The 21,418-nt window shown below is 43.4% G+C and carries 11 protein-coding genes; 8 read left to right on the top strand and 3 right to left on the bottom strand.

All coding sequences use genetic code 11. The annotated features are described in order from the left end of the window. The first annotated feature begins 7 nt into the window (after positions 1-7). From gcvPB to DX933_RS13325, 7 genes are all read left to right on the top strand, one after another. On the top strand, positions 8-1,573 hold the full coding sequence (gcvPB, locus tag DX933_RS13355) for an aminomethyl-transferring glycine dehydrogenase subunit GcvPB (RefSeq protein ID WP_123316943.1): 1,566 nt from the start codon (positions 8-10) through the stop codon (positions 1,571-1,573). Between the two features lie 39 nt (positions 1,574-1,612). Next, positions 1,613-2,899: an ABC transporter substrate-binding protein gene (locus tag DX933_RS13350; protein WP_123316942.1), complete on the top strand. Its 1,287-nt coding sequence runs from the start codon at positions 1,613-1,615 to the stop codon at positions 2,897-2,899. A 96-nt stretch (positions 2,900-2,995) separates the two neighbouring features. Next, positions 2,996-3,886: a carbohydrate ABC transporter permease gene (locus tag DX933_RS13345; protein ID WP_190279524.1), complete on the top strand. Its 891-nt coding sequence runs from the start codon at positions 2,996-2,998 to the stop codon at positions 3,884-3,886. A gap of 1 nt (position 3,887) precedes the next feature. Beyond that, positions 3,888-4,718, top strand: a complete 831-nt coding sequence (locus DX933_RS13340; RefSeq protein ID WP_123316941.1) for a carbohydrate ABC transporter permease — start codon at positions 3,888-3,890, stop codon at positions 4,716-4,718. Positions 4,719-4,852: 134 nt separating this feature from the next. Next, entirely contained in the window at positions 4,853-5,788 is a 936-nt protein-coding gene (locus DX933_RS13335; protein ID WP_123316940.1) for a DMT family transporter, read from the top strand. 43 nt (positions 5,789-5,831) lie between these two features. After that, a complete protein-coding gene (ebgA, locus tag DX933_RS13330) occupies positions 5,832-8,918 on the top strand; it encodes a beta-galactosidase subunit alpha (RefSeq protein WP_123316939.1) in 3,087 nt (1,028 codons plus the stop codon). 125 nt (positions 8,919-9,043) lie between these two features. Next, positions 9,044-10,036, top strand: coding sequence for a LacI family DNA-binding transcriptional regulator (locus DX933_RS13325; RefSeq protein WP_123316938.1), 993 nt, complete (start codon positions 9,044-9,046; stop codon positions 10,034-10,036). A gap of 412 nt (positions 10,037-10,448) precedes the next feature. On the opposite strand, the gene DX933_RS13320 is transcribed toward DX933_RS13325, so the two are convergent. The 3 genes from DX933_RS13320 to DX933_RS13305 all read right to left on the bottom strand — a co-directional run bounded on the left by DX933_RS13320 (position 10,449) and on the right by DX933_RS13305 (position 17,363). After that, complete coding sequence (locus tag DX933_RS13320) at positions 10,449-11,012, bottom strand: hypothetical protein (RefSeq protein WP_123316937.1); 564 nt, start codon at positions 11,010-11,012, stop codon at positions 10,449-10,451. Between the two features lie 1,377 nt (positions 11,013-12,389). After that, on the bottom strand, positions 12,390-14,396 hold the full coding sequence (locus DX933_RS13310) for a beta-N-acetylhexosaminidase (protein ID WP_223805968.1): 2,007 nt from the start codon (positions 14,394-14,396) through the stop codon (positions 12,390-12,392). An 84-nt stretch (positions 14,397-14,480) separates the two neighbouring features. Further along, entirely contained in the window at positions 14,481-17,363 is a 2,883-nt protein-coding gene (locus DX933_RS13305) for a beta-N-acetylglucosaminidase domain-containing protein (RefSeq protein WP_123316934.1), read from the bottom strand. 961 nt (positions 17,364-18,324) lie between these two features. On the opposite strand from DX933_RS13305, the gene DX933_RS13300 reads away from it, so the two are divergent. Then, positions 18,325-21,381 carry an endo-beta-N-acetylglucosaminidase gene (locus tag DX933_RS13300; RefSeq protein WP_123316933.1) on the top strand — a complete coding sequence of 1,019 codons (3,057 nt, stop codon included), beginning with the start codon at positions 18,325-18,327 and terminating at the stop codon, positions 21,379-21,381. Positions 21,382-21,418 lie beyond the last annotated feature (37 nt).

Below are 21,418 nucleotides of genomic sequence, written 5' to 3'. Positions count from 1 at the left end.
GAGCAAAGTGAAAGGGATAATTAGAAACCAGAAGGTACGGAATTTCCACCAGGCAAAATGGGATGAGCCGATCATCTTTGAACTTCATCAGGAAGGGGAACGCGGCGTCATTCCTCCTCATGCCGAACAAGATATCACGGAATCGGTCGGAGATGGTGTGTCGGTATTGCCAGAAGCATTGCAGCGTAAAGCAGATCCGAAGCTGCCTGAAATATCTCAAAATCGGGTGCTGCGTCATTATTTACGCTTATCACAGGAAACATTAGGTGCGGCCTTCAATGTGGAAATTGGACAAGGTACCTGCACGATGAAATATTCACCGAAAATAAATGAAGTGTATGCTGCTTCTCCGAAAGTGACAGCACTCCACCCAAAACAGGATGATGCAACCGTGCAGGGAATGCTGGAAGTCATTCACAATTTGGATTTATATATGCGGGAAATTTCCGGAATGGACTATTTTTCCTTCCAGCCTGGTTCAGGAACACAATCGCTCTTTGCGATGGCTTCGATTGTAAGAGCTTATCATGAAGCAAATGGTGAAGCGGATCAGCGCGATGAAATTATTACGACCATCTTCTCCCATCCATCACAGGCTGCTACTGCGGCAGTAAAAGGCTATAAAATCATTACCTTGTATCCGGATGAGGATGGTTTTCCGGATATCGACAAGCTAAAGGCTGCTGTATCGGAACGAACGGCCGGATTTGTCGTAGCCAATCCGGAAGATACGGGTATTTATAACGCAAAAATAAAGGAATTTACTAAAATTGTCCATGACGCAGGCGGAATTTGTTATTACGATCAGGCGAATGCGAACGGTTTACTAGGTATTACGCGGGCGAAGGAAGCTGGCTTTGATATGTGCTTCTTCAACCTTCATAAAACATTCTCAACGCCGCATGCCTGTGGAGGTCCGGCTGCGGGAGCACTGGGCGTGACGGATCAATTGAAACCGTTCTTGCCAGGGCCAATTGTTGAAAAAGATGGTGACACGTACACACTGAATGATGACCTTGAGCATAGCATTGGCAAGGTTCGTTCCTATCATGGTGTACCGCAAAATATTTTAAGGGCTTATGCCTGGATTCGTGCCCTCGGTGCGAAAGGCTTGAAGCAGGTCGCGGAAACCGCCGTACTGAATAATAACTATTTATATCATGAAATTTTAAAAATTAAAGGAGCGGGTGCACCTTATATCAAAGGGAAGAGACTGGAGCAAGTTCGTTACAGCTGGGAAAAGCTTTATCAGGATACCGGGGTGACGACAGAGGATATTTCCCGAAGAATGGCTGATTTCGGGCATCAATATTGGACAAGTCATCATCCGTTCGTCGTTCCGCAGCCATTTACATTGGAACCAACGGAATCCTACTCCAAAACAGATTTGGATGAGTACATTGCTTCCTTGACGCATATTGCAAATGAAGCATATACCGACCCGGAAAAAGTGAAAAGCGCACCATACAACAGTTCCATTCATGCAGTAGTGGATCAAAGTCCGTTCGAGGATCCTAATAAATGGGCCGTCACATGGCGTGCATATTTGAAAAAAACAAAAGCGAGCAATTAATAAAACCAAATAAGTAATATTCCACGAGGAGGGAATAGCATGAAGCGAATGTTGATGTTGGTATTTATATTGGGGATTGTTTTGGCTGGTTGTTCCAATAAGTCGAGCGGTGGTGGCGCGGATCTAGATTCGGATGAAATTGCAGGCGAAATCACTGTTTGGGGCTGGGATGTAGCAGCGGCCACCTTCAAGGAATCGGTCGAGAAATTTAATGAGAAATATCCGGATGTCAAAGTGACTGTAGAGGAATTCGGTAGTGGTGACCTATATGAAAAGCTGACAGTTGGTCTTGTATCAAGAGGCTCTGGACTACCAGACGTTGTATTGATGGAGGATGAACGAATCCCTGGTTATGTTAGTCAGTTTCCGGAAGGCTTCTTAGATCTTTCTGAAATGGGCTATGACAAGCATGATGACCTGTTCAACGATGCCAAAATCCAAAACGTCGTCCAGGATGGCAAGATGGTTGCAGCTCCTTGGGATATTGGGCCAGCAGGTATGTTTTATCGTGTAGATATCTTTGAAGAAGCAGGCGTATCAGCAGACGATATTGAAACATGGGATGACTTCCTGGAGGCAGGTATTCAGGTGAAGGAAAAGACAGGCACAAAAATGCTGCCTATTGATATTTCTAATTATGATGGTGTCTTCCAAATGATGATGCAGCAGCAAGGGTTATCCTATTTTGACGAAGATGGAGAGTTTGCATTTGAAACAGATGAAGCAAAAAGATCGATGGAAATGATTAAGAAGTTCCACGAGAACGACATTATTTTGAATAATAGCGGCTGGGATGGCATTGTCACAGCTACTGTAAACGGAGATGTAGCAACTGTGCCATACGGTGTGTGGTATACCGGAACGATTATGGACCAAGCGCCTGACCTGGAAGGGAAATGGGATATGTTCTACCTGCCAGCATTTGAAGAAGGTGGAAATCGCTATGCAAACGTAGGTGGATCATCCTTATTGATTCCGTCTTACACAGATAATAAAAACGCAGCATATGCCTTCACAGAATTCTTTACAACCGATGATGATACCCAGCTATTAGGCTTTGAAAAGTATGGTCTATTCCCATCCTTGAAGAGCACCTATGATTCAGAAATTCTCACGCAGGAAAGTGCGTATTTCAATAACAAACCAGTCTTTAAAAACTTCGCCGACATTGTGGATGACGTTCCACAGATTAATCTAACAAAAGATTATGCGAAAGCTTCCAAGATCATGTCGAATACACAGGCTGCCATTCTATTGGAAGATAAACCTGTCGATCAAGCGCTATCCGATGCGAAAAAACAATTAGAAAATGAAATGAAAAAATAACAGGTAACAACATGAAGCGCAATTAGTCGATAGCTAGGAAGAAGAACGTTACACATTCTTCTTCCGATTGCGCTTTATACAAGAAGAGGTGATCGCTTGAAAAAGAACAATAGCACGATCAAACATAACAAGCTTATCAATCCAAAAACAGCGCCATACTATTTTCTTGCCCCTTCTGTCGTCTTACTGGTGATATTTACACTATATCCAGTAATCTCATCCTTTATCTTAAGCTTTCAAGGCATGAGCGGGGTAGATAAATACTTTGTTGGCTTTGACAACTATATCAGGCTATTTAAAGACCCAATCTTTTATAAATCCTTAGTCAACACCTTCCAAATATTAATTGTACAGGTTCCGATTATGCTTAGCCTGGCCATTTTAATTGCAGTTGGTCTGAATTCATCTCTTATTAAATTCCATGGGTTTTTCCGGGTAGCCTATTTTTTACCGGCCATTACAGCGCTCGTCGCTGCGTCGATTATTTTTATGGTTATTCTCGACAGCAACTATGGTGTGGCAAACTATTTATTGTCCTTAGTAGGCATTGACCCCATCGATTGGTTGAATGACCCGTTTTGGGCAAAGGTATCCATTATTGTTGTAATGACTTGGAGATGGACCGGTTATAATATGGTTATTTTTCTAGCTGGTTTACAGACGATACCAAAGGATTTGTATGAAGCAGCCTCGATTGACGGTGCAGGAAAGGTGAAACAATTTTTCTTCATTACGATTCCACAGCTAAAGCCAGTGTTTATTTTTACGGTCGTTATGTCAACGATTGGTACGTTGCAATTATTTGATGAAGCGTACATCTTAACTACTGGTGGGCCAAATAATGCGACGATGACGATTACCTTATATTTATATGAAACCGGCTTTAAATATTTTGAATTTGGCTATGCTTCTGCATTGGCATATGTACTGGTAGTAATTATCGCGATTATTTCCTGGGTACAGATGAAAGTGGTAGGTGATTCATAACATGAACCATAACAATCAATATGTAAATAAAACCTTCTTATATGTGGTGCTCTCTATTGGCGTTATTGTATCGATTCTACCGTTTTACTGGATGACTGTCGGATCGACACTGCCATCAGGAAAAATATTCAGTGTTCCACCTACCTTCCTGCCGGGAAATCATTTACTGGAAAATGCGAAAACCTTAAATGAGTCGCTCGACTTTTTAAAAATTATGTGGAACACGCTGTTTATTTCTGTTACTTATACGGTCATTAGCGTTTTAATTTCCGCCATGGCAGGCTATGCATTTGCAAAGTTTGAATTTAAAGGAAAAAGCGCTATGTTTTTCATTATTCTTTGTACCTTAATGATCCCTTTTCAGGTGATGTTGATTCCTTTGTTTGAAATTGTTGTCGCATTGGATTGGTTGAATACCTATCAAGCAATCATATTGCCAACATTGGCTTCACCTTTCGCGATTTTTCTCATGAGACAAAACATGCTCTCTGTGCCGCTATCAATTATTGAATCAGCACGTATCGATGGCGCAGGAGAATTTAAAATCTTTTTCTCGATTGTATTGCCTACGATGAAGCCAGCATTGGCAGCTGTCGCCATCTTTTCTTTTATGTCACAATGGAATAGCTTGCTATGGCCGTTGATCACCTTGAATTCAAAAGACATGTTTACCTTGCCGGTAGCACTATCCAGCCTGGTCGGATTGGCAAGAATTGATTACGGACAATTAATGCTCGGTACAACCTTATCTATCATTCCTGTGCTCATATTCTTCCTGATCTTTCAGAAGCACTTCATATCCGGTATCCTCGGAGGCTCTGTCAAAGAGTAATAGAATAGCACACTTTACGACCCTTCGTGATACGGATGATGAGCTGACATCTTGTGATAGAATACACCTGATGATAGGTGTATTCTGGACAAGATAGGCATTGTCGTGTGCAGCAACATAGGAGATGACATAACGTGGAAAGTATTTTTGAAAAGAAGTGGATTGTTGTTCTCACTGCCATCTTCTGCTCCGTCCTTTGGGGAAGCGCCTTTCCGGTATTAAAGGTAAGCTATGAAGAATTACAGATGGCACCCGATGATACGATTGCTAAAATAGTATTTGCCGGCATGCGCTTTTTATTGGCAGGAGTCATTATTTTAATTGGCATGTGCATTTCCGATCGCAGTAAATTATTAGTGACCAAAAGACAGGCGGTATTCCTGTTTCTATTCGGTATTTTACAAACAGGTTTACAATATTTTTTCTTTTACAATGGCCTTGCGAAAGTTTCAGGAATGCAAGGAGCTATCCTGCAATCTAGTGGAACTTTTTTTGTTATCCTATTGGCCCATTTTTTCTATAAAAATGATCGAATTAATCGTAAAAAAATCTTTGGATTGGTAGCGGGATTTGCTGGCATTATCGTTGCCAACTGGGGACAGGATCTACAGCCGACCTTTCATCTAACTGGGGAGGGCTATATGATTCTAGCTGCCCTGACAAGTGCCATTGGGACAATTATGGCAAAGGAATTGGCTGTCGGAATTCATCCCTTTGCTTTAACGGGCTGGCAATTATCGATTGGAGCGGTACTCATGTTGATCATTGGTTTACCGCAATTGGAGCAGGATGCAATCATCTTCACACCGCTTGGTTGGGGGCTTTTTATTTATTCAGCTCTATTATCAACGGCGGCATTTGCTTTATGGTATTCTGTCCTTAAATTCAATAAAGCCAGCGAAATTAGTATGTTTAAATTTATCACACCTGTTTCAGGAGCCATTTTATCAGCGCTGTTTATTCCTGGAGAAAGCCTGAACGCATTTATTATTGGTGCGATGGCATTGATCGCCATTGGCATTATCGCTGTAAATTATAAAGGGCAAAGAGAAAAGGCGATGCTGAGATGATGGTGTTCCACAAAAATTATCAGTCAGAAATGGAGAATGACGTATGAGAGATTACAAGGTTTGGGAAGATATTCGAATTACAGATATTAATAGGTTGAAGCCGCGCGCTTCGTTTCAAGCTTTTCCAACGAGACAGGCTGCCATGATTGGTGAGCCGGGATATACAGATCATTTTAAAAGCTTGAATGGCATGTGGGAATTTCTATTTTTGCCTGCACCGGAATATTCCCCAGTCGGTTTCGAAAAAGCGGAGGCAGATACGACAACTTGGGATCAGATTCAGGTGCCGAGCAATTGGCAGATGGAAGGCTATGGCAGCATGCATTATTCGGATTTATGGTATAACTTCCCGATTCGTCCGCCATATGTGCCATCAGATAACCCGACTGGTATTTATAAACGAAGCTTTCGCATGACTGATTCTTGGTTGGAGAAGGATGTGATTTTGCGTTTTCACGGTGTCGATTCTGCGTTCCATGTATGGGTGAATGGCGAAGAGGTAGGCTACAGCAAGGGTGCTAGAATGACATCTGAATTTAATATTACTCCCCATCTAAAAGAAGGGGAGAATGACCTGACTGTCAGGGTGTATCAATGGTCTGATGGTACCTATCTAGAGGATCAAGATATGTGGTGGCTGAGCGGGATTTTTCGAGATGTGGAGCTGTACACACAGACAGAGACAGGTGTGGAAGATTTTAAAGTAGATACCTTCCTACATCCGGAAACGGCTGACTGGCAATTGGAGGTAAATGGCACACTACGTGGTGCGCGAAAGGATTTAACACTTGCATACGAACTTCTGGATGACGAGCAGACTCTCGTACAATCTGGAGCGCAATCACTGGAGGAAAGCTTTCACATTTCTGAAAGCATCCAAGCACCTAAGTTATGGAGTGCCGAGCAGCCTTATTTATATACGTTACTATTAACGGTTCAAGCAGGCGATGAAATAATCGAGGTCATTCCGCAGCATGTTGGATTTCGCCAAATCGAACGTAAGGGTAAAATATTTACAGTGAATGGAGTAGCGATTAAGCTGAAGGGTGTGAATCGTCATGATTATCATCCGAAAACAGGGCGAGTCGTTTCCAGAGCGGATATTATAAAAGATATTAAGCTGATGAAACAGCATAATATCAATGCAATCCGAACGGCACATTACCCTAACGCACCATATTTATATGAGCTTTGTGATCGTTATGGCATGTATGTGATTGATGAAGCGGATGTGGAGTGTCACGGATTTGAGTTAACAGGCAAGTACAACTGGATTGCGGATGACCCTGCGTGGGAAGACATGCATACGGACCGTCTCGTTCGAATGGTACATCGGGATAAAAATCATCCATCGATTATCATGTGGTCACTTGGAAATGAATCCAGCTTCGGGCATAATTTCCGTGAGATGGCAAAAATCTGCAAGGAAATCGATCCAAGTAGACTGGTTCACTATGAGGGCGACGCCGAAGCAGAGGTGACGGACGTTTATTCCACCATGTACACCTGGCTGGAGCGTGCCGATAAAAAACGAAAAACAATGAAGGAGATTGCGGAAACGACTGAAAAACCGCATATTCATTGTGAGTATGGGCATGCGATGGGAAATGGGCCAGGTGGTTTAAAGGAATATCAGGAATTGGTCTATGAACACGAGCATCTTCAAGGTGGTTTTATCTGGGAATGGTTTGACCATGGGATAGAGACCATCGATGAGAATGGGGAAGTATATTACCGCTATGGGGGAGATTTTGGCGATGATCCAACCAATGGCAATTTTTGTATCGATGGGTTGCTCATGCCTGATCGCACACCTTCCCCAGCATTGCTTGAATATAAAAAGATAATTGAACCTGTCCATACGAAAGCAATGGATTTAGAAACAGGCAAGCTTTTGCTGGAAAATAAATATGATTTTATTTCCCTGGATCATTTGGATGTACATTTTGTCATTGAAAAAGATGGAGAAGTGATTCGTACTGGTTCAACCAAGCCGACAGGAATTCCAGCGAGAGGAACAGGTGAAATACAGCTGGATTATGATTTGAACTTCCCGAAAGCGGCTGGAACAGATTATTATCTCACCATTTCCTATGTAACCAATCAAAGCTTTCCATGGGCAGCCGCTGGACATGAACTCGCTACAGCACAATTCCAATTGCCTGTAGAAACAGAATCGCTAATGGTGTCTCCAACAGGCCAGCTTGCGGTGGCTGAAACACCATATGCGGTCACGATTACGGGTGATGAAGTGGAAGTGGTATTCGATAAGATTAACGGACAAATGACCTCGTGGAAGAAGAATGGGATAGAAGTTGTCCAGCAAGGTCCGAAGCTCCAATTCTGGCGGGCACCCATTGACAATGATATGTATTTGCTGAAAGATGATAAGGAAAAGTACTTCATGCATCTTTGGCATGAAATGGTGGATGCCGTTGATATTAGCACGGAAGACGAAAATAAAGTAAAGGTAACAGTTCGCACCGTGAACGGTACGACAAATGCGTCCTGGCATTATGTGTGCAAATATGAGTATAATATCTTTGCCAATGGAGATATTCAATTTAGTGTAACTGGTACACCAGATGGTATGATAGAGAATGCACCAACCATGATCCCGCGTATTGGAGTAGAAATGCGCTTACAAAAGGATTGTGAACATGTGAAGTGGTATGGTCGAGGACCTGGTGAATCCTATAGCGATTCGAAGCAAGCCAATTTATTTGGCGTCTATGAAAAAACAGTGGATGAATTATTCACGCCTTATGTACACCCACAAGAAAATGGAAACCGCACAGATACCCATTGGGCTAGGCTGGTGAATCAGCATGGCACAGGCTTGATGGCAAGTGCGGTTGGGAAAGATACATTTGATTTCAGTGCAGGCTTTTACGAAATAGCGGATTTGGAAAAGGCAAAACACACGGTGGACTTACAGAAGAGAGACTATATTGTCCTTCATTTGGATCATAAACAAAATGGCTTAGGCTCTAATTCCTGTGGACAAGATCAATTGGAGAAATACCGTTGTAAATTTGAAGCCTTTACATTGGAAATGAAACTATCCGTTTATTCCAATAAGGAAATAAGTGATATCGTAAAAGCAAAGGAAAGTATAAGGGTGGAGTGATTGAAGCCCTTATGATGCCTATCGGAGTAGGATGTACATGTCATATGGTACGGCTGAATCGTTAAACGTTTCCTTGGCCAGATTGTGAACCACGCTGATAATAAGCTGAATAGAGGTTGAAAAAGATGGCGACGATTAAAGATATAGCAAAGCTGGCAAACGTTTCAAGTTCAACGGTATCCAGAGTACTGAACTATGATGAAACATTAAATGTCACACCAGAAACAAGAAAAAGAATCTTTGAAGCAGCAGAAGAAATTTCATACAAGGTCAAACCAAGAAAGACAGCCAGGAAAGTGAAGTTTATTGGACTTTTCTATTCCTATTCATTAGAGGAAGAGTTGGTTGATACGTACTATCTTTCAATCCGCATAGATTTGGAGAAATATTTAAAAAGCATCGGCTATGAAATCATTATGATAGATTCGCTAACCTCCAATGCAGATTTGAAGAAAATTGTTGGCATCCTTTGTCTCGGAACATTTCATCCAAATGAAATCGAGAGAATAAAAGACTTTAACAAGCCATTTGTGTTTGTCGACTCGAATCAAGATGCCAATTCCTTTGATTCTGTCGTTATTGATCTCCAATCGGCAGCCCGAAATGCGCTCAGTCACCTCATTGACCTGGGCCATCGTAAAATAGGCTTTATCGGTGGCTCAGACAGTGACATTCTGGGAAGCGGTAACAAGGATTTACGGCAAATTGCATTTGAAGAATTTTTAGCGGAAAAAGGATTGCTGAACGAAGCCTATATCAAAATTGGCGAATACAATCCGAAAGCCGGCTATCTATTTTTTAAAGAACTATTGGCAAGCGACACACCACCAACAGCGGTATTTGTAGCCAATGACTCCATTGCCGTCGGCTGCTACAAAGCGGCACATGAGATGGGTATCCACATCCCAGAAGATTTCAGTATTATTGGATTCAACGATATTCCAACCGCCCAATACATGATGCCACCTTTGACAACGATTAAACTGTATACCGATATTCTCGCAGAAAATGCAGTTGATTTATTATTGGAGAAAATCAACAAAGAACGAGAAGTAGGAAAGAAAATCAGCATATTTACAAAATTGATTGTAAGAGAAAGCACTGCAGCTCCGAAATAGAGCTGCAGTTTTTCTTTGAATGTGAGCTGAGCGCCGGCGCATGCGACTTTCGTGCGAGGGCATGCGACTTTCATGCTGAAGCATGCGAGTTAGGGTCCAAGGCATGCGACTTTCACGCTGAGTCATGCGAGTTAGGGTCCAAGTCATGCGACTTTCATGCTAAGGCATGCGAGTTAGGGTCCAAGGCATGCGACTTTCATGCTGAGGTATGCGAGTTTGAGGCCAAGGCATGCGACTTTCACGCTGAGTCATGCGAGTTAGGGTCCAGGGCATGCGACTTTCATACTGAGTCATGCGAGTTAGGGGCCGGGGCATGCGACTTCCATGCTAAGGCATGCGAGTTAGGGGCTAGGGCATGCGAGTTCCATCCAAACCCATGCGACTTTCTGGCAAAGAGGGATAGAAAGTTCTTTTAAAACAAATGGGGTTGGAATCGGCAAGCCGATTCCCTCATTTTAAATTTATTTTGGCTGGGGGGAGGCGCGAGTATGGAAGGTTGGTGCTCGACTTTAGCCTGTTGGCGCTCGCCTTCATCTGGTTGGTGCTCGACTTTCCCCAGTTGACGCGCGACTTCACCTGGTTGGTGCTCGACTTCGCCTGTTTGGTGCTCGAGTTTACCCGTTTGGCGCTCGAGTTTACCTGTTTGGTGCCCGCCTTCATCTGGTTGGTGCTCGACTTTCCCCAGTTGACGCGCGACTTCACCTGTTTGGTGCTCGAGTTTACCCGTTTGGCGCGCGCCTTCACCCTGTTGGTGCCCGCCTTCGCCCTGTTGATGCTCGACTATAGCCAGTTGGCGCTCGAGTTTACCTGTTTGGTGCCCGCCTTCGCCCTGTTGGTGCTCGACTTTACCCAGTTGACGCTCGACTTCACCTGGTTGGCGCTCAACTTCTCCAGGATGGTGCTCGACTTTATCCAGTTTGCGCTCGACTTTAGCAGGAAGGCATGCGAGTTGAGTGCCGAGGCATGCGACTTTCATGCTAAGGCATGCGAGTTAGGGTCCAAGTCATGCGACTTTCACGCTGAGGCATGCGAGTTAGGGTCCAAGTCATGCGACTTTCATGCTAAGGCATGCGAGTTAGGGTCCAAGTCATGCGACTTTCATGCTGAGGTATGCGAGTTTGAGGCCAAGGCATGCGACTTTCATGCTGAGTCATGCGAGTTAGGGTCCAAGTCATGCGACTTTCACGCTGAGTCATGCGAGTTAGGGTCCAGGGCATGCGACTTCCATACTGAGGTATGCGAGTTAGGGTCCAGAGCATGCGACTTTCACGCTGAAGCATGCGAGTTAGGGTCCAAGGCATGCGACTTTCACGCTGAAGCATGCGAGTTAGGGTCCAAGGCATGCGACTTCCATGCTAAGGTATGCGAGTTAGGGTCCAGGGCATGCGACTTTCACACTGAGGTATGCGAGTTGGGGGCCAGGTCGGTCATGCGACTTTCACGCTGAGGCATGCGAGTTAGGGTTCAAGTCATGCGACTTCCACCCAAACCCATGCGACTTTCTGGCAAAAAGAAGTAAATAATTCTTTTAAAACAAATGGGGTTGGAATCGGCAAGCCGATTCCCTCCTAATTAAATTTACTTTGGCTGGGGGGGAGGCGCAAGTATGGAAGGTTGGTGCTCGACTTTAGCAAGAAGGCATGCGAGTTGAGTGCCGAGGCATGCGACTTTCGTGCGAGGGCATGCGACTTTCATGCTGAAGCATGCGAGTTTGATGCCAAGTCATGCGACTTTCACGCTGAGGCATGCGACTTCCATCCAAACCCATGCGACTTTCTAGCAAAAGGGATAAAAAGTTCTTTTAAAACAAATGGGGTTGGAATCGGCAAGCCGATTCCCTCATATTAAAATTACTTTGGCTGGGGGATGCGCGAGTACGGCTGGTTGGCGCTCGAGTTTACCTGTTTGGCGCCCGACTTCACCTGTTTGGTGCTCGACTATAGCCAGTTGGCGCTCGGCTTCACCTGTTTGGTGCTCGAGTTTACCCGTTTGGCGCTCGACTTTAGCAGGAAGGCATGCGAGTTAGGGTCCAAGGCATGCGACTTCCATGCTGAGGCATGCGAGTTAGGGGCCAAGTCATGCGACTTTCGTGCGGGGGCATGCGAGTATGGGTCCAAGTCATGCGACTTTCGTGCGGGGGCATGCGAGTATGGGTCCAAGTCATGCGACTTTCGTGCCGGGGCATGCGAGCTTCCACCCAAACCCATGCAACTTCCACCCATCCTGTAGCTAAAGTTATATTTAACAGCAACTCGTAAAAATGCCAAATGAAAAAATTTCAAAAGCGGACTACAGAAAGGCACACAAAAAAGCCAGGCCCCAATTCATTGGCCTGGCTTCATCATGCTATTGTTTATTTATCCTGCCATAATTGGATCAGGTGGTTAGCTTGGTCTAGCAGTTCTTCATATGCGTCGGCGTCGATCATGTTTTTCTTGTTGTGATAATGATCGAGTAAATCTTTGAAGCCGTTCATATGTTTGATAACTTTTCTAGCTTCTTCTTTCTTTTCGAAATGCTTGACGGTATCCAAATGAACGGATAGGTGGCGGGCTGCCTTCAGGTCAAGCTGGTCGTTTGCGAATAATTCTTTCACGACGTCGTTTAGTTCTTCTGCGTTCGTTACTTGTTTTTCAATTACTTTTATGGGTTCTACTTCTGGTAATTCGCTGCCTTTTTCAAATGCGGCGACATTTCCAAGCTTGGCGTAGTTGGCTTTGAATGTATCGATGTCAGCTATTTCATTGCTGGATGTGTTCCAGGATTTCGTAGCAAGGGAACGTAATTCTTTCGCGATATCTTCGGTAATCACATCTTCGCCAACTAAGTCTGGGTTATCATTCCAAATCGCTAATGCGGCACCTTTGATAAAGGAGGAGTCGTCAGCAACCGTATTTTCTTGGAATTTACCAGGTGACCATTCTTCATAGATTCGTTTATCTTGGTTTAGATAGTCAAAGGAATGTTGTTCACGGCCATCATCTGGCTTGTCGTTTCTTAGTACATAGTAGAAAAAGCTTGCGTTCATGTTGTAAATATTTTCATGGCCGCGATTGATAAAGGCATCTAGTTTGGCGATGCTTTTATTCCATGCCATTTGTGACCAGAAATCAATGCCGATATAGTCATGCATGTCAATCTTTTGCTTTGGTTCCTCTGGTTCCCAGGAGTTTTTACCGTTTTCCCCATAGTAGACGGCGTCATTAAAAATTCTTGGTTTAAAGCCTGCTTCGTGTACATGTGCTGCAATATCATTGATATAGTTGGCCATGGCATCTTTCCAGATGTATCCTTCGCCAAGTGTTTCTTTTGCATATTCGTTTAGTACTGGCTTGTAATCAGAAATGAATGGGTCACGGTCAAATTCCATGTATTCATCTCCGCCAATATGGAAATGTTCACAGCCTGCGAATAGCTCCATGTATTCGCTATAAAGGCTCTTAATGTATGCTACAGCCTCTGGATTCGTGATATCTAAAGCAACATCACTGTGGTTACCATTTACATCTACTTGTCCATATTCTGGGTGAACCTTCAGGATATGTTCTGTATGTCCTGGTGTGTCTAGAGATGGGATGACTTTCACGCCATATTTCTTCGCTTCTGCCAAAATCTCTCTTACTTCGTCTTTTGTTAAATAGCCGTCCTGTGACACGATGGCTGGGTCTGTTTCACTTTCAATACGGAAGCCCATATTTTCTGAGAAGTGAAGCTGGATGGTATTCATTTTTAGATATGACATTTCTCTAATATGCTGAATGATCCATTCTTTGGTGATGTATTTTCTAGCCATATCAACATGCATTCTACGTTCTTCCAGTTCTGGATAGTCGATGATTTCTCCGGATACAAGGCTTTCGTTATTGATAATCATCAAATGCTGGATGGTGCGTAATGCATATAGTGCTGCATTTTCGGAAGCGGCGACAATTTTTACGCCGTCATCGTTGATTTCAATTTTATATGCTTCTTCGCTGTCGCTTTCTTCGGTGATGTTTGCATTTTCATCTAAAGTTACAACGATGTCCTGCGCGGTAGTATCTGATGCTTTTGCATATACTTTTTCAATTTCTTTTGTTCCGGGAATTTCTTTTTCCAAAAATTCTGCTGCTACGAGCTCTACTACTTCTTTGAGTCTATCATTTTCCATGTAAGCTTCTGTAGCTGGGATAACAAGTCTTGTTGTTTCGTCCATGGTCCATGTTGTAGCTTGTTCGTCGGTTTCATAGGATTGAACAATTGGTAATGCCAAGCTAGCTAGTTCCTCCTTCGACTGCGTGGATTGCTGCGCAGCAACGGGACTGATGAAAGTTGATAGTATCAATAAGGCTGATAATAAAATGACGGATGTTTTTTTCAAGTCGTTCTCCTCCGATGTCATCATGATGCAGGGGCATTTCCAGCACCTGTGTATACAAGTGCTGGAGGCTGCTCCTTGCTGTGTTTATTTCCAAATTTCGATTAAATGATCTGCATTTTCCAGCAGCGTGTTATAGGATGCTTCGTCAATCCGGTCTTTTTCTAACGTATGGTCCAGGATTTGTTTGAAGCCTTCCATATGTTTGACCACCTTATTGGCGGATCCTTTTTTCTCAAAATGGCTGACTGTTTCCAAATGGACGATGAGCGGGCGGACTGCCTGTTTCTGGATAGCTCCTTCGTCTGCCATTTCTTGGACAAGTGCTTTTAGTTCATCAGCATTTTCCACGAGCTCGGGTTCTTCTGGTGTGTATACAGGCGGCAGATCTACATCGCCTTCCAGTCCATTCACTTCTAGCTCATAAATACGTGCTGCATTGTCATCCCCTTGTGTTGGTTTGTCGATAATGAGACGCACATATTGACCTTTTGTAGCTGGAACCTGGTCCTTCGTAATGCCGCTTTCGTTATCGGTTACTTGAACGAGTTCTTCAAAGTTTTCACCGTCTTCACTGATCAACACACGGTATGCCGCTGTGTTGGAACCAACTGGCTCGCCACCTGTTTCTGCATGCTTGATGATAATCTCGCTAACGAGGTTAGTGCTGCCCAAGTCTACTGTTAACGTATGCGGGCCTGCGCCATTGGCACACCATTTGGTCCAGGTGCTGCCGTCAAATGCTTTTTCTGCTCCTTCTGTCGGTGCACAAATGCTGGAGGCAGTTGCTTCTTTATTTAATGCCAGATTCGTTGTTTCTTGGTTAGCTAGTTCTGTAACTGTAATGAAGCCTTCTTTGATGACTTCATCTTCGCCAAGCACGTTTTTACCGACAAGCTTGACGGTGTAGATGCCTTCTTGATCGTAGACAACAGTAGGGTTTTCTTCTGTGCTTGTTTCCACTGTTGCACCTTCAAATGACCATTCCAATTCCTCTGTCGTGAGGGAGCTTGTACTTGAAAATTCGATTGCCTCCCCTGGAGCTACCAATGTTTTGGAAGCATCAAATGAAACAGTTGGTAGTGTATCAAAGTCCATTGCATCTTTAATGAATGCGAGTACTGTTTCTTCTGATACTCTTGCTCCGCGGTTTAATGCGGGAAGACTGGATTCCAGCTCTTCATAAAGCGCGTCGTATTCCGCATCTTCTTGGTTCACTTTTGCCATGACCATGTCTAAGGCGAGTTGCGCTTTTTCCCCGAGTAATTGTAATTTATCCAGGTTCCGCTCGGATTCATTAAGAATTTCCGCTGGTAATTCTGATTTCAATGTTTCCGCTGCTTGTACCATGTTCGTAAATTCTTCTTCCAGCTGGTTCAAATCTTCTGTCACGTCTTTTCGTTTGGAAACGTTCGCCCAGAAGTCATTGATCATTTCTTTTACATTTGGTGCATCCTTCCGTCCGATACTCCATGCGCCCGTCATACGGGAGGAGTGGTTGGCGAAGGTTTTCATTTCGTCAGCAAGATCACCAAATAAAAGCTCAATGGAGCGATTCCAGGATCGGTCGGAATCATAATCTGGAATGTTCCAGGAATAGTCTCCACCAGTTGCTAACGTGATTTTGGACATGTTGGCATGCTCCATCGGGTTCATCGTAAAGAAATCAACTTCCCCTTCTAGTCGCTTGTCAATATCGACAATCGGTCCCAATGCCAGCTTCGATGTTAAATAATCTGATACCGGGTAGTTCCACCATACACCGATTTGGTCGCCATATACTTCCTGCATGAACTGTACGTTCTCAAGTGGAAGGGATTCGGAAACGACCACTTGTCCTGTCCACATAACCGTAATGTCGTCATCAATTGTTTCGGAAAGCGCTTTGGTATACTTGCTTATATTCGAAACTTCTCCGCCCATTGCAATGGTGTCGTATTCCGTTGGTACAGTAATTAGCGGGTGAACATCTTCTTTTTCTTTGATAAATTCTTCATTAAAGCGATTTAATAATTCGCCGTGCTTTTTGCCATCTTTATTGTCGATATCATCGAATAAAATCGCAAAATCACGCACGCCCATATCATATAGGGATTCACTTTTTTCAATTAATGCTTGGAAGTCTTCTTCGCCTGCTTCTCCATCAAAACGAATATCGATACCGGGAGAAATCGCAAAGGTAAAGTTAACTTTATTTTGATTTGCTGTCTGAATCAATTCTTCCATGCGGTCCAATTCGCTTTCCGGATACGGCTCGCGCCATTTCTCGCGGTGATATGGATCGTCTTTCGGTGCATAAATGTAGGTGTTCATTTTATAATCACCGTAAAATTCAATCTGATCCAGGCGATCTGCCTGATCCCAAGGACTGCCATAGAAGCCTTCAATAATACCTCTCACACGCATGGAAGGCTCATCAACGATATGCAAATTTGCAAAGGTAAGCGAAGCGTCTTCTGTATTCGCTAATTGGATCAATGTTTTCACACCGTAAAAAGTCCCTGCTCCATCGGCACCTTTTAGAAAGATGGTGCCACCTGCTTCCTGCGAGTCAATGTTCAATACATATCCCTCTGCAGATAAGTCTGCTTCGTTCGTAGCATCAAGTTCCTTTTCGATGCGCTTCACATCATCTGTAAGGCTTCCTTCTTCACCTAAAGCGATGGTAGTGGAAGCATCCTGAATGGTGTCGTTCACTTCAATGCCATTTTCTGTTAAGAATGCTTTTAAGCTGTTTAAGGCATCTTGATCTGCCGTTTCCTGTCCTAAAATATTGACGGATTCCGTCATTTCCAAGCTGCCGTCTAATACTTGAATGTCGCGAGGCAGCGGTACCAATTTGTCTTTGATATCTTTTTCTGTCATGCGGTCATCTTTCACTTCTTCCGCGTTGGATACAAAAGCATTACCGATGATTCCTATACATCCAAATACCAGTAAGGACAACGTAAAAATAATTGTTTTGCGCATAAAGAATCATATCCTCCTCTATTTTCTTGATGAATTTCCTAGGGTGAAGCCTGTAAATTGCTGTAGTACTTTTCAAAATCTGGAAGCGCTGTCACACCACCTTAAAAAATACTATTTGGTTCACATGCATGATGCAGGGAAGTTCGTAGCTGCGCAAGGCACGTCCGAACAAGCGGTTTTGCTCGCTTCTGGAGGTGCTGGAATAATCGCCGCTATTCCAAAAGGCTTACACAAGCCACATCCTGCACTTTCTTAATTTAATAAAGTAGGTCAAGTAGACCAAGTAGGCCAAAAAGTCGCCAAAAAAGACATGGGGTACTAGAGGGGGCATTTTTCCTCCTCTACAGACCACCATGCCTAATCAAATAGTAACATGTATGCATGTGAAGTTATAGTTAGATTATCATATCCAAAATTCATCTACAATAGGTACAAAGTATACTTCTAGCGGCTTTAAAACGAGTTGTATGGTGGTGATTTTACAGGCTGTTGAAAGCCAAAAAAACAACGGTCAACCCTTTATATTTCAATCTTTCTCATGGGAATACCGTTTCCGTTGTCTGATGATGGACCGTTCTGATTTTGTTTGTAGGTTATCCGTGTGGAGTACATGTATGTAGGCGGTTGTTGCATGCTTTTCAACCCGTTCCTTCTGATAATAGCTAATCTAGGTAAAAAGAAGTATTATGTTCGGAAAACACGAAATCTTATTTACCGTCTGTGAGAGAATGTGATATGCTTTTTGATGAACTTCTTAAATGTAATTTAATTAGTGTGCCCAAACAAACAGATTTAACCCAATGCTTATATTTGTAAGCGGTTTATTTTGCTTTTATTTTTAAATCGCATTTAAGAAGTGGGGTGATAAAAAGGAGGGAGACCGTTTTCCGAAGGCTGTGATCTTTCGTATATTGTACAAACGATTGGATATTAAAATTGGCGATGTCGAAGGAGGATATTTATGTTAAAAAAGAACAAGCATTTTTATTATTTGATTACTGCAACCATTACGTTGCTCATATTATCTCATTTTTCCATGCCATTAAGTGTTGCTGCTCAAGATAGTGAGGATCATATGATCAATGAACGCTATCGTGATGAAGTAAGCCTGCAGCCAGTGGCACCCGCTTTCAGTGTGGAGTCGCTTTTGGAATGGTCCCCTGAAGATGATCCGGATGCGCAATTGAATCAGGCGAGTGTACCGCTAAATAAAGACCGATTTAAAGGGCATCAAATTAACCCATTGGCACATCCTGAAGTTGGGATTATGGCAGCCTCGATTACGACGCCGGACCATGATTTATCTAGCTCTGTCGGGAGCAATAACTTTGATGTGTATGCCTTTGATCATTGGCAGCTGCTGGAATCCTATATTTACTGGCCTGGTGCTCCCAATAAAGAGGGGGTATTTGCATTACCATCCCCTGATATTGTCGATGCGGCCCATCGGAATGGTGTTCCAGTTTATGCTTCGTTAGGTTTCCCTTGGGGACCTGGTTCACCGGAAACATTGGCTGAGATTGAAGCCTTTACGGAGCAATTGGAGGACGGAACATTTCCGGTAGCCGATAAGATGATTGAAGTAGCGGAGTATTATGGTTTTGATGGTTACTTCTTCAACCAGGAAACGTCCGGTGTAAGCAAGGAAACGGCCGTACGCATGAATGAAATGATGCGCTATATAAAACGTCACTCCGACCTGCAAATTAGCTGGTATGATTCACAATCGAATAATGGCACGATATCCTATCAGGATGCTGTCAATGACAAAAATGATATGTATGTGGAGCGTGCGGAAGATGGCGTGTATGGAGTCGATGAGTTCTTTTTAAATTACAATTGGAATGTGGATAAAATCAATACGACAGTTGCAACGATGAAGAAACATGACCATTCTCCTTATCAAGCGTTTGCCGGATTTGAATTACAACAGAATTCCTATAATACAAACGTGAATACAGATGCGCTGCTGGATGAAAATGGCCAATCAAAGGTCTCCATCGCGCTATATACCCCGAACTCTACGATGGGTCTTGCGAGTGATCCGGCTGATTTTCATGAGCAGGAAAACTATCTCTGGACTGGTCCGCAGGGTGATCCATCCAAAGCAGATGATTCAGCCGATTGGAAGGGGCTGGCTCGATTTGCGACAGATTCATCTGTGATCCAAAATAAGCCATTCACCACCAATTTTAACAGTGGGCATGGGAAGAAATACTATGCAAATGGAGAAGAAGTAAGTGCGCAGGAATGGAATAACCGTTCTGTGCAGGATATTATGCCGACATGGCGTTGGTGGATTCGAGGAGAAGGCAGCAAGTTAACTGGAGCGTATGATTTTGACAAAGCCTATAATGGCGGGAATTCATTACAATTCAGTGGAGACCTGGAAGCAAACGCTGAGAATGAAGTCATGCTATATAGCACGAAGATTTCTGTGACCGATGAAACCAAAGTACGTCTGGTTTATCAAAATGAGCCTGGCGCTGATATTTCACTTGGCGTTGCATATGGTGAGGATTATGCGGAGGAAGATATCGTGTATTACCCGCTACCGGACGCTGACAAAGATTGGGAAACAACTGAAATTGATTTGAGTGCGGAAAGCGGAAAAACTGCTTATGCCGTAAGTGTAAAGGTTGAAAATACGGATGAAGTACATGATTATGCGCTTCATTTGGGGCAGCTTGCCATTTATGATGCGGAAGCCCCGAAGCTTTCCGTCGAAAAGGCGAAGATAGATGAAAAGATGCTGCATGCTGCTGACGAAGCGGAAGCGCGAATCAGCTGGACACCAAACGAAGATGCATTGCAGTATGAGGTTTATCAAGAAAATGCCCATGGAGATACGAAGCTATTAGGGGTTACACCGAATCACCATTTTTACACACCGAACATTTCCAGAACAGTGGAAAATGCTGCGGATGATCAGGTTACAGCGATCAAGATTGTACCCATTAATGATACGTTTGAACGTGGAAAAGCATTAAAAGTAGACTTTGATTGGGGCTTGGATATTCACGCGACGGAATATGATGAGAGCCCACCATCTGAAAACGTGGCATTAAACGCAGAAGTTACCGATGTTTCATTTGAGAATCCCGCTGAACCAGCTGCAAAAGCATTAGATGGTTCTTCCAGCACGAAATGGGCTGCGACCAATAAGCAAACAGGACATTTGGCGATTGATATCGGGGAAGAAAAGACGATTCAACGGTGGAGAGTAGAACATGCGGAGTTTGGCGGAGAAGAGAAAAATATGAACACCATTGACTTTGAACTGCTCTATAAAGATGCCAATGGAGATTGGGTCCGGGCTGAAAGAATAACAGATAATGAAGAAGCGGTGACTGATATTGTGTTAGAGGAGCCAATTACGGCAAGTGAATTCAAATTGCAAGTACACAATAGCGGTGCTTCGCCTTGGGGTGCGATTCGTATTTATGAATGGCAACTATTCGAAAGCGATAAATTACCGAAGACGGAAAATGTAATGTTGCATTTTGTCTCAGCTGAAAATAACGAAGGTGCACAAGATCAAGTTACCTTGGAAAATGTTAAAAAAGATCAAGTGGTTCGATTGTATGACACGATGGATTCGAATCAGGTTTTAGCGGAAAAGGTAGCGAAGGAAGATGGCACCGTTACATTTACGGATTTAGACTTCGGTGAAGAAGCGGGACGGATTTATTACACGCTGCAAACACCGGGAGTAGATGAAAGTCTCAAATACAGTGTTGGATATTTAAATGAAAACGTGACGGTATCTGATCTGAAGCGATTACTTCAACAATTGGATGTTAGAAGAGAGTTGTCGGACAGTGATTCCCTGCGCGCATTAAAACTGCATATAACCACAGTCGAGCATTATGAAAAACAAGGCAAAATGGACAAGGTTGCCAAACATCTGGAAGGATTTAAGGCGTTGCTGGAATATCAGCTGGAAAATGGTTTAATTACCGAAGCAGCTTTCGAATCCCTTACTTCCAATACAAATAAAGTAATCGATCAATTGTAAGAAATCATCATCGACATACGAATGTTGGGCTCGTGCT

It is taken from the genome of Ornithinibacillus gellani, from assembly GCF_003730295.1.
In the GTDB taxonomy this organism is placed as follows: domain Bacteria; phylum Bacillota; class Bacilli; order Bacillales; family Amphibacillaceae; genus Ornithinibacillus_A; species Ornithinibacillus_A gellani.
Note: the sequence above shows the minus strand (reverse complement) of the source record. Positions and strands in the feature narration are given on the sequence as shown.

Bases quoted from the DNA above. Each gene is read 5' to 3' on its own strand.
- DX933_RS13325 (WP_123316938.1), top strand. From the start codon at position 9,044: ATGGCGACGATTAAAGATATAGCAAAGCTGGCAAACGTTTCAAGTTCA.
- DX933_RS13340 (WP_123316941.1), top strand. From the start codon at position 3,888: ATGAACCATAACAATCAATATGTAAATAAAACCTTCTTATATGTGGTG.
- DX933_RS13320 (WP_123316937.1), bottom strand. From the start codon at position 11,012: ATGAAAGTCGCATGCCTCGGCACTCAACTCGCATGCCTTCCTGCTAAA.
- DX933_RS13300 (WP_123316933.1), top strand. From the start codon at position 18,325: ATGTTAAAAAAGAACAAGCATTTTTATTATTTGATTACTGCAACCATT.
- DX933_RS13350 (WP_123316942.1), top strand. From the start codon at position 1,613: ATGAAGCGAATGTTGATGTTGGTATTTATATTGGGGATTGTTTTGGCT.
- DX933_RS13305 (WP_123316934.1), bottom strand. From the start codon at position 17,363: ATGCGCAAAACAATTATTTTTACGTTGTCCTTACTGGTATTTGGATGT.
- ebgA (WP_123316939.1), top strand. From the start codon at position 5,832: ATGAGAGATTACAAGGTTTGGGAAGATATTCGAATTACAGATATTAAT.